At 43.0% G+C, this 14909-nt stretch carries 11 protein-coding genes; 7 read left to right on the forward strand and 4 right to left on the reverse strand.

What is annotated here, in order from left to right:
• Window positions 1–15: 15 nt before the first annotated feature.
• From CHRO_RS13140 to CHRO_RS13150, 3 genes are all read right to left on the reverse strand, one after another.
• A complete protein-coding gene (locus tag CHRO_RS13140) occupies window positions 16–2025 on the reverse strand; it encodes a DNA sulfur modification protein DndB (protein WP_219336150.1) in 2010 nt (669 codons plus the stop codon).
• A gap of 11 nt (window positions 2026–2036) precedes the next feature.
• Window positions 2037–2765: a GIY-YIG nuclease family protein gene (locus CHRO_RS13145; protein WP_015154697.1), complete on the reverse strand. Its 729-nt coding sequence runs from the start codon at window positions 2763–2765 to the stop codon at window positions 2037–2039.
• Window positions 2766–2847: 82 nt separating this feature from the next.
• Window positions 2848–4419 (reverse strand): DGQHR domain-containing protein, encoded by a 1572-nt coding sequence (locus CHRO_RS13150; protein WP_015154698.1) that lies wholly within the window; start codon window positions 4417–4419, stop codon window positions 2848–2850.
• 325 nt (window positions 4420–4744) lie between these two features.
• Here CHRO_RS13150 and dndC point away from each other — a divergent pair, with 325 nt between their 5' ends.
• The 4 genes from dndC to CHRO_RS13170 all read left to right on the forward strand — a co-directional run bounded on the left by dndC (window position 4745) and on the right by CHRO_RS13170 (window position 10260).
• A complete protein-coding gene (gene dndC / locus CHRO_RS13155; RefSeq protein WP_015154699.1) occupies window positions 4745–6325 on the forward strand; it encodes a DNA phosphorothioation system sulfurtransferase DndC in 1581 nt (526 codons plus the stop codon).
• Window positions 6322–8316, forward strand: coding sequence for a DNA sulfur modification protein DndD (gene dndD, locus CHRO_RS13160; RefSeq protein WP_015154700.1), 1995 nt, complete (start codon window positions 6322–6324; stop codon window positions 8314–8316). The genes dndC and dndD overlap by 4 nt, the downstream gene beginning before the upstream one ends.
• A gap of 86 nt (window positions 8317–8402) precedes the next feature.
• Entirely contained in the window at window positions 8403–8801 is a 399-nt protein-coding gene (gene dndE, locus CHRO_RS13165; protein WP_015154701.1) for a DNA sulfur modification protein DndE, read from the forward strand.
• Window positions 8788–10260: a DNA phosphorothioation-associated putative methyltransferase gene (locus tag CHRO_RS13170; protein WP_015154702.1), complete on the forward strand. Its 1473-nt coding sequence runs from the start codon at window positions 8788–8790 to the stop codon at window positions 10258–10260. Before dndE ends, CHRO_RS13170 begins: the two co-directional genes overlap by 14 nt.
• Window positions 10261–10417: 157 nt before the next feature.
• On the opposite strand, the gene CHRO_RS13175 is transcribed toward CHRO_RS13170, so the two are convergent.
• Window positions 10418–11608, reverse strand: coding sequence for a TetR family transcriptional regulator (locus CHRO_RS13175; protein WP_015154703.1), 1191 nt, complete (start codon window positions 11606–11608; stop codon window positions 10418–10420).
• Between the two features lie 133 nt (window positions 11609–11741).
• Between CHRO_RS13175 and CHRO_RS13180 the strand changes: the two genes are divergently transcribed.
• The 3 genes from CHRO_RS13180 to CHRO_RS13190 all read left to right on the forward strand — a co-directional run bounded on the left by CHRO_RS13180 (window position 11742) and on the right by CHRO_RS13190 (window position 14904).
• The gene (locus tag CHRO_RS13180) at window positions 11742–12590 is read left to right on the forward strand and encodes an acyl-CoA desaturase (protein WP_015154704.1); all 849 of its coding nucleotides are present in this window, start codon (window positions 11742–11744) and stop codon (window positions 12588–12590) included.
• A 243-nt stretch (window positions 12591–12833) separates the two neighbouring features.
• Window positions 12834–13880, forward strand: coding sequence for a dipeptide epimerase (locus CHRO_RS13185; RefSeq protein WP_015154705.1), 1047 nt, complete (start codon window positions 12834–12836; stop codon window positions 13878–13880).
• Window positions 13864–14904, forward strand: a complete 1041-nt coding sequence (locus CHRO_RS13190) for an N-acetyltransferase DgcN family protein (RefSeq protein WP_015154706.1) — start codon at window positions 13864–13866, stop codon at window positions 14902–14904. The genes CHRO_RS13185 and CHRO_RS13190 overlap by 17 nt, the downstream gene beginning before the upstream one ends.
• Window positions 14905–14909 lie beyond the last annotated feature (5 nt).

Below are 14909 nucleotides of genomic sequence, written 5' to 3' on the forward strand. Positions count from 1 at the left end.
TGGAATTTTTTAATTTCAAGATTCATTGTCTTGATTATAATATTCAGAGGATTGCTCATGTAAAGCTCCGCGCTGTAGTTGAGATAAAACAGGAAGCCCAGCAGCAAGTACGGCAGAAAATCGAACACGCACAAGCTCTTTTTTCTCTTCGATTGTTATTTCATTACTATCTTTACGGTAAAGTGTCGCTACGTCAAAACCTTTGCGTAGGGTTTCATAAGCTTCAGGACAGCCAGGCCAATGAACTCTATTTTTATCAGCAGCAAAGAATTGTAAAAGTTTTCTATTAGATAAAATTTGTTCACCAGCAGCAGTGTCTATCTGAATCTTACGTGTCCCAAAATACCACAAGCGTAGCAAAGAAAAAATCCTGTCTTCTACTGCTCTATTAACTTTAATTTTTTCATTACCAGGATTTAGAGCTATGAATGTCCATAAGCGATAAGAGTGATCTGGTAAGCTTGCATCCACTCTCAGAATACCTTTGTCATAAAGTCCATTAAGAAAATTTAGGAAATCGTCAATATTACCAAGATTTTTGTTTTCACTCCTAACTTCAAACCCTATTATTCTACCTAAACGAATCATAGCTTTTTGGAATATAGCTTTGAAAGCCCATTGGTTTTCTTTCATGCTATTAATTGCAGATTGTGGTATCAGTATTTCTCGCTTATTCCACTCACTATCTTTAGTATTTTCTTGCTGTAAAATTGCGTTCTTGTGTTTACTAGTCTGGGCTTGAAATTTGCCAAAGTTACCTTCGATAAGGTTATACTGGCGAGCATATGCTAGAAGTTCCTGGTATGGCTTAAAATCAAGTAATAGGCGCAGTAACCAAGGGCGGAAATTTACTATAAAACCTTCAACTGCTGAATCAAGATAATGTTCTGGAAGGCGAGAAAAAGGTGTATGTGGATCTTCTTCATCTTCACAACAGTCTTCTAAGTAATATCTAGTGAGCGGACGTTCTCCGTCTTTTACTTCTTGTCCATTGATACCAAGAGCATCATTAATGCTTTTAATAAATCCCATGACCTGCTTTTTATCCATAGGATCGCGTAACTCTTTATCTTTCAGTTCTAAAATTTCTGAAACTAATAAATTGAGATGCACTAAGGAATTTAAGTAGTAAGAAGTATCAAATCTGTTAAAGTCATCCTGCCAACGTACTAAAGAAAGTGGTAACAATCCTGGAATATCTTCAGTTGTACTTTCAGTCAGTAATGTTCTTACACATTGAGCATTAATACTTTTATCATCAAGTATGAGTTCCCTAGCTTTATCGACAGTCTTGGCATTTTTATTTAAGTCGGTAAATAGTTCACGAGAAATTCTCCTAATAGAATAATTAGCCTGAACACTAACATTTAGAAATCCAGCATCAGGATGGAGTAAAACAAAGAGAACTGGAATTTTAGTTTCTTGTTCATGGGTGCGTAGAGAGCCACTGCGCCCAAATTCTTGGTCTTCACGAAAGGTTCGGAGTGCAGAGAGTCGATGCTGCCCATCTACAGCCACAGCGAGAACACGGTTTTCATCCCATCGGAGCCGAGCAGAAAGTCCAATAGAAATGAATTGAACACCCCCAAAGTTAGCAATACGAGCATTTGGATGATTCCATTGTCCATCCTCAACATCATTACCTTCCCAAGGAATAGTGGGAGGCGGAATAGTGCTATCATTCTCGAAGCTATCTAAAATCTTATCGTCTGCTCCTTTTGGCATTAATACGATAGTAATAGCATTGAAAAACTTTAGTTTTTTGGGGTCTAAGAGATAACCTTTGACAATATCTTGACGTACACGCTTTTCATCAATTTCTCGCTGAAAAAGTTCTTTAAGTGACCACTTTGCTTCTAATGATGCTGGAACTTGTTCGGCAATTCTAAGCTCATTAATAGCTCGATCAATATCCAGTAATGACGAAAAATATGGTAGTGATATTCCTTCAGCTAGCGTATATTTTCCAGTCATGCCGTATAGAGGCTTATTAAATTTTACTTTGCCTTTATCTTCCGAAAACATAAGCATAGTCATCATCCATATCTAAGTGTAAAAGATGGAATAAACAGTCTGGAAAGAAGATCTTCAAGTAAGTTCTCTATATCTACTTCAGCAAATTCACTATCCGATTCATCAGATATATCAGTATCATACTCATCTTCGATATTAACGTTTTCTCTCTTCAAACTTAATAAATCATTTGAAGTAGCAACAGTTATAAGCCTACACCGATCAATACTATGCCCCGCAATTCTAAGGCGCTCCCGTAGAAGACTACCTTCTCGAAGATGATTGTGAATTCTGACATATAGATTAGTTGCCTTACCTATATAGAGTGGCTGCTGAAATAAAAGAGCATTGTCCAAAAGCATAAGAACAAGTTCACGAAAAGATTGATTAATAGCTAGCCTCCTCAAAATAGATTCTTTTTCTTTCGATAGTGAAGTCTCAGCTTGAAGCAGTACTTTATGTGATGGTGGGAGTCTCGCTGCTCTAGGAGCACAGTGATCTTTATAGAGTTCGCTAAGAATAAACGAAACGAATATCTCAGGATTTTCTTGAGCAGCAGAATTAATTTCAAAACCTCGATACCAAGCGTAAACTCCGCTAAAACTTTTAGGAATCCGACTCAGAACAGCGTTAATTCCTCGCATCTGAGATAAGTTGTAAAGTGTGACACTATCGCTTAGCACCTGTACAGCGTCATTTCCGTGTAGCCAAGCCACCAAGTAGACTCCTTGTGTATGATAAGGATGCTTCATTGTAAATTTAGTGTTCCCACCTGTGGCTTCACAGCTTTCAACAAGGCTAGAAAAATTTTTAAGCTTGACAAATTTTTAGCAACTACAGAATAGCTGGAAGTCCCACTTGAACAGGTTCTACATACCTGCCATCAAAGCCAATAGTTTGTTTTTCGATAGTTCTTGTATCAGCTAAAGCTTTTCGCAGTTCTGCCCGTTCCATTCGATCCTCAATTCCACCCAAAATATAAACTAGTAATTTCGCTGCCAAATCTTTCCCAGCAACTTGCACTCGCTTCTTATTTGGGTCATATAAAACACCATACCAAAGAGACTGCGGATACTCCATGCTGCTGAATCCGCCTTCCAAGTCAAACTTTCGCAACTTCTTAAAAATCTCTTTTAACTTAAATCCTTTCTTGAAAACCAAAATTCCCAAAGCTTGCGCTAAAGCTACTTGACCTACAGGACGGAACAGCATATTTCCCTCACCCCCATCCTTTTCAAAATTGAATCGCCGCAGGCTAGGTGTATCTTCATCCTCCAATAATTTGTAACTGGGAAGAGTTGCCAAACAATCGAATAACTGCCAAAAATCAGAAATTCCTGCCTCAAGTTCCTTCTTCTCTGGGCGCATGGGAATTAATCCTTTTTCCCACGGTTTCCAATGCGGAAACTTCTGCCCTAAATAGCGTTCTGACATATCTTTGAGGGCTTGCAGCGTCGTCAGAACCGTTGACTTACTGGCAATTGTCGCACTATTCCAATTAATACGCGGCTTCCGGTTCAATCGCTGTTCCAATAATGGATGACTTACAGCAATTTTTCTTGCCACAATCGAAAAGCCATCATCTTCATTCAACTGGGCTAACTGACCTTTCGTTAGGGGTGCAGCCATCAAATTGACATGGACAAAAATAGACCTTACCCGTCGCCTTGCTGCTTCGCGGGTTTCCCCAGCTGCAACAGCACAGATGAACTCGATACCAATTTTTTCTTGAGGGATGTCCTGCAAATTGTTAGAGACGAGATTATTCGCGTCTTGACTATGAGATTGTTCTACTAAATCGGCTAGCTTGATGGAAGTGCCATCAGGAGATTTATCTTTGCGATAGCGTGGGAGTTGACCAGTTTTCAGCAACTCCATTAGCCCCTGCGCCCCCATCAGCCGATGTTGTCCATCCAGGGCGTATATGGTGACATCCGCCTCAGCAACATTTAGTAGACCAACCTTGCCTTCTCGATCTAGCGTGATAAAATCTGTAGTCGATGCGATCGCTTTACCGTGGCTATCCCACTCAGCAGCTTTGGGATTATCTACCCAAGGTTGGCTAATCACCACCAATACAGGTGGGAACTTATGATGCTTCCGCGTGGCTAAATACTGTGTTAACGGGAGTTGTCGCGACCAATCCAGAGGACGCTGCTGAATTTCATCGATAGTGTCTGCGTCAATCTCGATATTGTCAGTTTCAGGATTATATTTTTGTCGCAGTAGGGGTAAAGCAGAGGCAAAATGTACCCGACTGGCAAACCACTCCAGCGTCACAGAACCTACATAAGCCTCAGTCCCGCCCATTTCTGTCTTCTGCACCAGTATTCGATCCTGCTGCTGCAAAAACTTATCCAGCAGGGTTGTCAGAGTTTGTTGTTCCTGAGTTTCTCGTTTCCCCATACTTTGCACCTAACGACGGTGATTCTAGAGTCCGCCTTCGCGGACTTTGCCTGTGTAGACGCGAATTCTATTCGCCCGTAATCTTTGCTACACTATCTTTCATTGCCGTTTTTTTCACCCTTGCATCAGTGCATAGGTTAATTTCTTAAAAGAACTTGGCTCTATTGTCAAGTTTTTAAAAACTTTTAAATGATAGTTTTTAAAAACCTCTAGACCTTACAATACTATAGTTAACTACTAGAAATTCGCGTAGCAGATTTGGTTTGTGTGGTTCTGTGACTTATAATCGCACCCATACTCGTCCGTATTTCCAGAGGTAGGGAGGATGACAATAGCGAATCAGCCAGCAAAAAAGGGCAAGCAAGTACGTACCACTGCCATAGATAATGTTTCAGCTCTTATCGCTGAAATACAGCAGCTATATTGTCTAGATGAAATACCTTGGATTATAGGCGTATCTTGGGGTAAAGATTCTAGTGCAGTATTACAGCTCGTCTGGAATGCGATCGCTTCCCTACCACCTGAAAAGCGAGGTAAGACTATTCATGTCATTACAACAGATACGCTAGTAGAAAATCCCATTGTTTCATCGTGGGTTCGTAAATCCTTGCAAAGGCTTCATGTAGCTGCAAAAGAGTACGGTATACCTATAGAACCTCATCTGCTTCACCCAATAACTCAGGATACATTCTGGGTAAATTTAATTGGTAAGGGATATCCAGCACCGCGCAATCAGTTTCGCTGGTGTACCTCACGCTTGAAAATTAATCCAGCTAACCACTTCATTCGCGAAATGGTTAGAGAACATGGTGAAACAATTCTTGTTCTAGGTACTCGTAAAGCTGAGAGTTCTAAGCGTGCTGCCACAATGGAAAAGCATCAAATAGGTAGAGTGCGCGATCGCCTCAGCCCTAATGCTAGTTTACCTAATTCACTAATTTACACGCCTATCGAAGACTGGAGTAACAATGACGTTTGGACATATCTACATCAATGCGAGAATCCGTGGGGAGGAAGTAACAAAGAATTATACAATCTGTACCGAGGCGCGACAGCAGATAACGAATGTCCCCTAGTTGTCGATACCTCCACTCCCAGTTGTGGCGATTCCCGCTTTGGCTGCTGGGTTTGTACGATGGTGAGTAAAGATAAATCAATGGAGGCAATGATCCAAAACGATGAAGAAAAAGAATGGATGCAGCCTCTATTAGATATCCGCAATGACTTGGATGTACAAGACGATCGCGATAAAAGAGATTTTCGCCGAATTTGGGGTGAAGTGCAACTATTTGAACGCAATCACAATGGCGAACTCTCAGTTGAACCCATACCTGGTCCCTACACTAAATATTGGCGAGAACATTGGCTGAGACGAGTTCTAGAAGCACAAACCCAAGTTCGCTGTACTGCACCAGAAAATATGCGTGATATCACCCTAATTACTACTGAAGAATTAAGCGAAATTAGAAGAATTTGGCTGGAAGAGAAACACGAATTTGATGATAGCTTACCTCGTATTTATGCAGAAGTGACGGGCGAAAGTTTCATTGATATTCGTCCTGGTGCAGATTATAGCCTTTTGGGTAGCGATGAATGGAACGTGCTAGAAGAAATTTGTGACGGGGATGCCATGCATTTAGAATTAATGGCAAAGCTTCTCGATACAGAACGTCAATTTCGCAAAATGGCAAGGCGTGTAGGTATTTACGACGCGCTAGAGAAATGTTTTAAAAGTAGTTCTCGCTCTCAAGATGAAGCAATTAAAAATGCTCATTTCAAGCGAGATTTAAAGGATGCTGTTGGTAAAGGCGATGTCGATAAGGTAAAGCAGCTAACTTTAGGGGATGCAGTGGATGTAGAGGACGATAAGCCGATGAGTTGGGGGAATTTTAAGTTTAAGAAATGATTTTACTCGAACTCGTATTACAAAACTTCGGTCCATATCAAGGCACGCAAGTCATCAACTTAAGTCCATTTAGTGAAGCTGAAACTGAGAATATCTCACGCCCAATTCTCCTCTTAGGTGGAATGAATGGGGGTGGAAAAACAACTTTAATGGATGCGATTCGCCTCGCACTTTATGGACATCGCGCTCAATGTTCTACCAGAGGTAGTTTAAGCTATAGTGACTTTCTAACTCAGTGCGTTAACAGCCATACGTCACCAACTGAAAAAACTCGAATTGAATTAGCTTTCGGACATATTGAAAATGACAAACCTGTAGTTTATCGAATCGTTAGAACTTGGGAGAAAAACCCTAAAGATGGCAAGGATGTTTTGGGGATTTTGAATGATGATGAATGGCTAAATAGTGGTTTAGTTAGCATCTGGGACGAATATATTGAAAACTTACTACCTCTAGGAATTTCTAATTTATTTCTATTCGATGGCGAACAAATTAAAGAATTAGCAGAACAAGAAACACCTCCACTTGTGGTAGTTGAGGCTATTCGCGGATTGTTAGGATTGGAGTTGTCGGAACGATTAGCGGTAGATTTAGAAATTTTAGTCAATCGCAAACGCAAAGAAATAGCTGATGCAAAGGATGTAGTCAATTTAGAAGAAATAGAAGAAAAATTGAAGGTATTGCAAGATAAACAAAATGCAGAAAATTTACAGTTAATATCTTTGCAAGACGACTTAACATTAGCAGAAAAAGAACGGCAAGAAACATTTAACAAATTTCTCGCTGAAGGTGGTAAAATAGCAGCCGATCGCAGCCAATTAGAACAACAGCATCAAACCAAAAACGCAACCGCAGAAACAGCGCGTCAAGCTATGAGAGAATTAGCATCTGACGTGTTACCTCTTGCTTTAATTACACCACTCCTAGAACAAGCGCGATCGCAAGCAGAAACTGAAATAAACCGAGCGCGATCGCAAGTAGCACAAGATATATTATTAGAACGAAACCAACGTTTATTAACACAAATTTCTAACATAAATATTACAGCGGAACAATTAGATAAAATCAAAATATTGCTCGAACAAGATGTAGAGACGTTCCATGGAACGTCTCTACAAGAATCTTCCTGGTTGCAAAGCGATCGCGAAACGCTAGATTACCTCACTAATTTACTCAACTCTGCTTTACCAATTGCAAAAAACTCCGCACAACAGCAGCAAACGATACTCGAACAACAAGCAGCAGAAATCGTCGATCTCGAAAGACAATTACAAACAGCAGCCTCGCCAGAAGCTTATCAGCAATTAGTAGAAACGCTACAAACAGCACAAAATAGAGTTACAGATATAAAAGCAAACTGTGAAACAGCCAAACGCCGCATTCTAGAATTAGAAACCGCGATCGCACAAACGAAAAAAGACTTAAATGAATATACCGAACAAACCATCGATCGCAAAAATACCGAACACGTTATTACATCCGCATCAAAAGTCCAAGAAACCCTAAAACTGTTTCGCGAACGTTTAACCTTAAGGAAACTAAATAAATTAGAAGTAGAAGTAACAGAATGCTTCCGCTATTTATTGCATAAATCAGATTTAGTACATCGAATTGCGATCGCTACCAATACCTTTAGCCTTTCCCTCTACGACTTACAAGGGAAACCAGTCCCCAAACATCGCCTCTCAGCCGGAGAAAAACAACTTCTAGCGATCGCATTTTTGTGGGGACTCGCCAGAGTCTCTGGACGACGCTTACCCATCGCCATAGATACCCCCCTCGGACGCTTAGACTCCTCCCACCGCCAAAATCTCGTCGAACGCTACTTCCCCTCCGCCAGTCACCAAGTCATCCTCCTTTCCACCGACACCGAAATTGGGGAAAAAGAAGTCCACACCCTACGCCAAAACGAAGCGATCGCCCGCGAATATCTTTTAAAATACGATCCAACAGAACGACAAACAACGATAGAACCTGGCTACTTCTGGTAAGTCAAAAGTTAAAAGTCAAAAGTCAAAAGTCAAAACTTAAGGGTTACAGGCGACCAATTACCAATTACCAATTACCATCTACTGCTATGGAGTCACCAATCGATCGCATCCGCCTGTCCCAAACAGCAAAAGAACAACTGATCAAACTCAAACGCAATACCAAGATCGACCAATGGAATATATTGTGTCGTTGGGCTTTTTGTCGTTCTCTCGCCGAACCAACTACCCCCTCACCCGTACCAATTCCTACAGATAGCAACGTAGAGATGACGTGGCGTGTATTTGGGGGAGAAATGTCAGATGTCCTAGCGATCGCGCTTAAACAACGCTGTTATAACGATAATCTGGGTATAGATAAAGAAACCCTGGCAACTCAATTCCGCTTGCACCTACACCGGGGTATCGGTTATCTGGCAGGAGATCCTAATATAAAGAAGATAGAAGACTTAACTGCCATTGCCCTACAACCTCATGGTCGAGTCTAACTACCTCGCAACATTACCAGAGATCGAACGCCATCGGGCGGCTATTTATCGTGTAGAAATATCTCGTCCCGTGCGATCGGCAATAGAATCTGCAATCCTAAATAACGATACCACGTTTTTCGATTACGGTTGCGGTCATGGGGGAGATATCGATCGCGTTGCCAATTTAGGATACACTAGCAGCGGTTGGGATCCTTACTACCGTCCCAATGCTCCCCGTATTGCCGCAGATATTGTCAATTTAGGCTACGTTCTCAACGTGATTGAAGATTTGGAGGAACGCCGCCAAGCCTTAATTTACGCCTGGGAACTCACCCGCAAAGTTTTACTCGTCTCAGCGCAAGTCCTGATTAACGATCGCAGCAGCAATCAAATGGCGTATGGTGATGGCATTGTTACGAGTCGCAATACATTTCAAAAATATTACGACCAAGAGGAACTGAAAAAATATATTGATGAAGTCCTGAACGTCGATGCAGTTCCAGTCGCATTAGGAATCTATTATGTCTTTCGTGACGAACAAGAACGTGAGAGTTTCAAGGCTTTACGCTTTCGTTCTCGCGCTACCACACCAAGAATACGCATTCCTAGCAAGCGATTTGAAGATTATCAAGAACAACTCGCGCCTTTGATGGCTTTTGTCACGGAAAGGGGACGATTACCTGTCAAGGGTGAGTTAGCAGAGGAAGCAGAATTAATAACTGAGTTTGGTAATTTCCGCCGCGCCTATAATGTTATCTTACAAGCCACGGATGAAGCAGAATGGGATGCGATCGCCTATCGTCGTTCTTTAGATATTCTGGTATATCTTGCGTTAACTCAATTCAGTCAGCGTCCCAGTTTTAATAAGTTATCACCCGCACTGCGCCACGATATCAAAGCTTTTTTTGGCAGTTATCAAGAAGCTTGTGAGGTAGCAGATCGTAAGCTTTTCAGTTTGGGTAAGCCTGGAGTTATTACTAAAATCTGCCAGCAAAGCAAGATAGGAAAGCGTTTACCAACAGCTTTATACGTTCACGTCTCGGCAATTGAAGAATTAGATCCACTGCTGCGGATTTATGAAGGCTGTGCGAGTCGGACTATCGGACGTTTGGAAGATGCAACGCTGGTCAAATTTTGTACGGATAAGCCAAAGATTTCTTATTTATTTTATCCAGATTTCGATACAAATCCTCATCCAACTTTACATACAAGTATGCAAATTCATTTGCCGGATTTGAAGGTATTTTATCGCGATTACGATCGCGCTGCTAATCCACCAATTCTGCACCGTAAGGAAACTTTTGTCAGCGAACGTTATCCTTTGTCCGAACAGTTTGCTAATTTGACTCGACAAGAGGAAGAGTTGGGTTTGTTGAAGAATTCTCGCGAGATTGGAACGCGGGATGGATGGTATAGGCGGTTGGAGGAATATGGGGTGGAGATTCAGAACGATCGCGTGGTTTTTGTGAATTCGTAGGGGAGTTTTGGTTGATTTAAAATTTAAGGCTGAATTTATGTCACGCATCAGCCGTAGGCGTTAGCGATAGCGAAGGCGAAGCCGTTAGCGTAGCGTTAGACGCAAAGGCGCGAAGAGGAACGCTAAAGATGTAATGTGCGTGGGAGTAAAGTTTTGTTTATTGAGAATCGCGATCGCGTTGAATGGCTTGTTCTATAGCTATTTTTTCTTTGACTCTTTGAATGTAAGGTTTCAGTTGTTTTAAACTCTGTCCTGTCAGCATACTTAAATTTTCTAAAGTCATGCCTTTCATCAACATTTCCACGCACCATGTTTGTTGAGTTTGGACGATAACTGGTGCTTGTCCTTCTGGCGTGAGTAATCCTTGAGTAATTATCTGCCAGCGCTGCTGAATTTCTATTTCTGATAGTGGTAAACCAGCATCATTTAAAAATAATGCTGCTTCATTGTCTTTACGGCTTTTGAGCCACTGAGTCAAGGGGTTGCGAGTATAGGAACCGTATCGCTTTCCCAAAATCCATTGATTCACGGGGACTTGTCGCACGGAACCTTGAGTAATTTGCAATAAATAGCGATCGCGATCGATTATTTGATGTACTCTTTCTAAGTTTGCAATTTCTAACGCTGATAAACCCGTGGCAAATAAGACATACATTAATGCATAATCTTGTAGTTCAATTTTCTTAGCTTTTTGGAGGATTGTATGCACTAAATTTGCAGGTAAATCTATAATTTTCTCTACACTACTTTCAGCTTCAACCTGGTTTAAGAATAACTCAACCAAACTTTCTAAAAACTCGTCTCTACTCTGCCAAAGTGCTTGGAATCCTGTTGTAAATTGAATCGCGGCATATCCTAATAGCAAACTATTGAGTAAGCTAGCTAGCTGGGAAACTGGTAAATTAGTTTGTAATTGTTCCCGCTCGATGACAGTGGCGATATACTCAGCTACATACTGATTGGCTTGAGTTAAATATTCGCCAATCACTTGCTGATGTTCGCTGGAATAGCGCCTGGATTCACCTACCACAGATAATACCAACTCTGGCACTTGCTCTAAAGCCTGCAAGCGATCGCTAGCATAATCTTTGAGTGCCTGATGCAAACTGCTTGTTTGACTCGCTTTCTCGCGCAGAGATTCGCCAAAATCTTTAAATACTGCTGATTCTGAGATTGCTGCTAGCAACAACCCTTGCTTGTTGCCAAAATGCCGAAACAGGGTGACTTCGTTCACCTGCGCTAGTTCGGCAATCTGCCGCGTTGTCGTCTCGGTGATTCCCTGAATCGAGAACAACTGCAAAGCCGCATCAATCAATCGCTGTCGAGTGGAAGTTAGTTGAGTAGCCATAAGATAGAAATTTATCAAATCGTGCAAGCAGTACTTGCAATTATATTTTTGCGTTGTTAAGCTGGGGTTGTAAGTAGCACTTGCATTTCCTGACAAAAGGTTTGTTAAGTGCTGAGTACTGAAAGTAGAGATTATGACTATAGGCTCAGTTGCAGAGGGTAAACAGCCGCTTGCTCTCAGCTGGATCAATGTGGTGTTTTTCGGCACGTTTCATGTTGTAGCAATGCTCGCTCCCTGGTGTTTTTCTTGGTCGGCTTTGGGAGTGACGATATTTCTTCACTGGCTATTTGGCAGCATTGGGATTTGTTTAGGCTATCACAGGCTCTTAAGTCACCGCAGTTTGCAAATAACACCGAAGTGGCTGGAATATGCGATCGCCTTCATCGGGGCGCTTGCCATGCAGGGAGGACCCGTCTTTTGGGTAGCGGGACATCGACAACATCACGCTCATACAGAGGACGTGGACAAAGATCCTTACTCTTCTAAGCGGGGTTTTTGGTGGAGTCACATGCTGTGGATTCTGTACCCGCGATCGGAGTTCTATATCTACGATAATTACCGAAAGTTTGCCCCCGACCTCGATCGCGACCCGTATTATCGCTGGTTGGATCGCTACTTCTTACTGTTGCAAATTCCATTGGCGGTGTTGCTATACCTTCTCGGCGGCTGGTCTTTTGTCATCTATGGTGTCTTTCTCCGCGCCGTATTACTCTGGCACAGCACTTGGCTGATCAACTCGGCGACTCATTTATACGGTTATCGTCATTTTGAGGTAGAGGACAATTCTCGCAATCTTTGGTGGGCAGCACTTTTAACTTATGGGGAAGGTTGGCACAACAACCACCACGCTCAGCCTAATGTAGCACCAGCCGGACGGCGGTGGTGGGAAATTGATATGACATGGTGGGCAATTCAGGCTTTACAAGCTTTAGGTTTAGCTAAAAAAGTCGTGCTACCACCAACACAAAAGGCAAAGGCTTAGCGATCGCAATCTGGTAAGAACGCATAATCTATGTAGGGGCGCACAGCTGTGCGCCCCTACGAATTTTGTAATTTACTTTTTAGCTACCTACCACGAACTATGCGATCGCCTCTATCGCCTCTAACTCAAGATATGAAAAATTATTGTGTTTACTGGTCACTGATAACTGTTAACTGTTAACTGCTCCCTGATTTAACGCTACACTGCATGAGTGCGACTTAATTACAATACGCGATCGCCCATATGCACGTCAGCGCCGAACTTTTCACCGTCCGCAAGCGCTTTCCCTTAACAATTAGTCGGGGAACGACAGCCCAAACGACAAATGTGTGGGTGAAAGTCGCACAGGATGGAATTGAAGGCTGGGGGGAAGCATCGCCATTTTCTCTCGGAGATCGTCCGCAATCTACCGAAACGCTGTTGGAGGCAATACAAACAATTGCACCGCAGTTACAAAGCATGAATCCTTGGGAACGGCAGCGAATTGGTGACATCATCCAAACAATGCCATCCTCTGCCCAAGCTGCAATCGATATGGCGCTGCACGATTGGATTGGGAAAAAGGCGGGATTACCCCTGTGGCAGTTGTGGGGGTTAGACTGCGATCGCATCGTGCCAACTTCAGTCACAATTGGGATTAATACCCCAGAAGCAGCCGTAGCAAGGGTAAGAGACTGGTTGCAATTTATCGAAGTCAAGATTTTCAAAATCAAGTTGGGCAATCCAGCCGGAATTGAGGCGGATCGGGAAATGTTAGCAGCAATCCGCGATGAAGTTCCGACTTTAGAGCTATTTGTCGATGCCAACGGCGGCTGGAATTTAGATGACGCGATCGCCATGTGTCGGTGGTTAGCCGACTATGATGTTAAATATGTAGAACAACCGCTAGCAAGGGGAGAAGAGAAACACTTACCCCAATTAAAACAGCGATCGCCTCTACCGATTTTTGTCGATGAAAGCTGTATGACAAGTCGCGATATTCCTCAGTTATCCAACTGCGTGCGCGGAATCAATATCAAACTGATGAAAGCTGGTGGTTTGTCAGAAGCAATGCGGATGGTACAAGTGGCAAAAGCATTAGGGTTACAGGTCATGTTTGGTTGCTATTCTGACAGTTCCCTCTCAAATACAGCCGCCGCCCACCTTGCACCCCTAGCCGACTATCTCGATTTAGATAGTCATTTGAATTTAACCGCAGAACCCTTTGTAGGTGCAATAATCCGATCGGGGCGGTTGTTGCCAAATTGCAAACCAGGATTGGGGGTAGAACGCAGTGCGGTTGCAGGCTGAAAGTAGGGTAGCCATTCTCTTGCACGACGGTATTAAAGGCAGTCAAGGTAAAACCGGACTTGCTCTGTTGCGCTACAGTCAGGCTCAAATTATCGCCGTTATCGATCGCCAATGTGCCGGAGAGTCTCTACCTGTAGTCTCTGGCATCAACCGCGACATCCCGATTGTCGGTTCCGTTGAGGAAGCATTAGCTTACAATCCAGACATATTAGCCATTGGTATTGCTCCTTCTGGAGGCATTTTACCGCCAGAGTGGCAGCAGGAAGTCAAGCAAGCTGTATTTGCAGGTTTATCAATTGCGAATGGTTTGCACACACCCTTAGCCACAATCCCAGAATTTCAAAACTTACGCCCAGGACAGTGGATTTGGGATGTCAGACAAGAACCGCCTAACTTACCCATCGCCAGCGGACAAGCGCAAACGCTAGCTTGTCGGCGAGTGCTGGCTGTGGGTACGGATATGGGCGTAGGTAAAATGTCTGCTTGTTTGGAACTGGATCGTGCCTGTCAACAACGGGGCTTGCGTTCTAAGTTTATCGCGACCGGACAAGCAGGGCTGATGATTGCTGGCGATGGTATTCCCCTAGATGCAATTCGAGTTGACTTTGCCGCAGGGGCAGTAGAACAAATGGTCGTGCAACACGGCAGCGATCGCGATATTGTCTTTGTAGAAGGGCAGGGATCGTTACTGCATCCAGGTTCGACCGCAACCTTACCCCTGATTCGGGGAACGCAACCAACGCATTTAGTGTTAGTCCATCGCGCCGGACAAACTCACATTCGCAACCATCCTCACGTACCGATTCCAGCTTTAACAGATGTAGTACAACTATACGAAATGGTAGCTAAAGCAGCAGGAGCATTTGCCGATGTTCCAGTTGCCGCGATCGCGCTCAACACATTTCATCTCGATCTTGCCACGGCACGACAGGCAATCGAACAAGCTCAAGCCGAGACTGGTTTACTCTGTACTGATGTGGTACGCTTTGGAACAGAGAATATTCTAGATGCAATCGTAAAATAACGCGG

The organism is Chroococcidiopsis thermalis PCC 7203 (assembly GCF_000317125.1).
Taxonomy (GTDB): domain Bacteria; phylum Cyanobacteriota; class Cyanobacteriia; order Cyanobacteriales; family Chroococcidiopsidaceae; genus Chroococcidiopsis; species Chroococcidiopsis thermalis.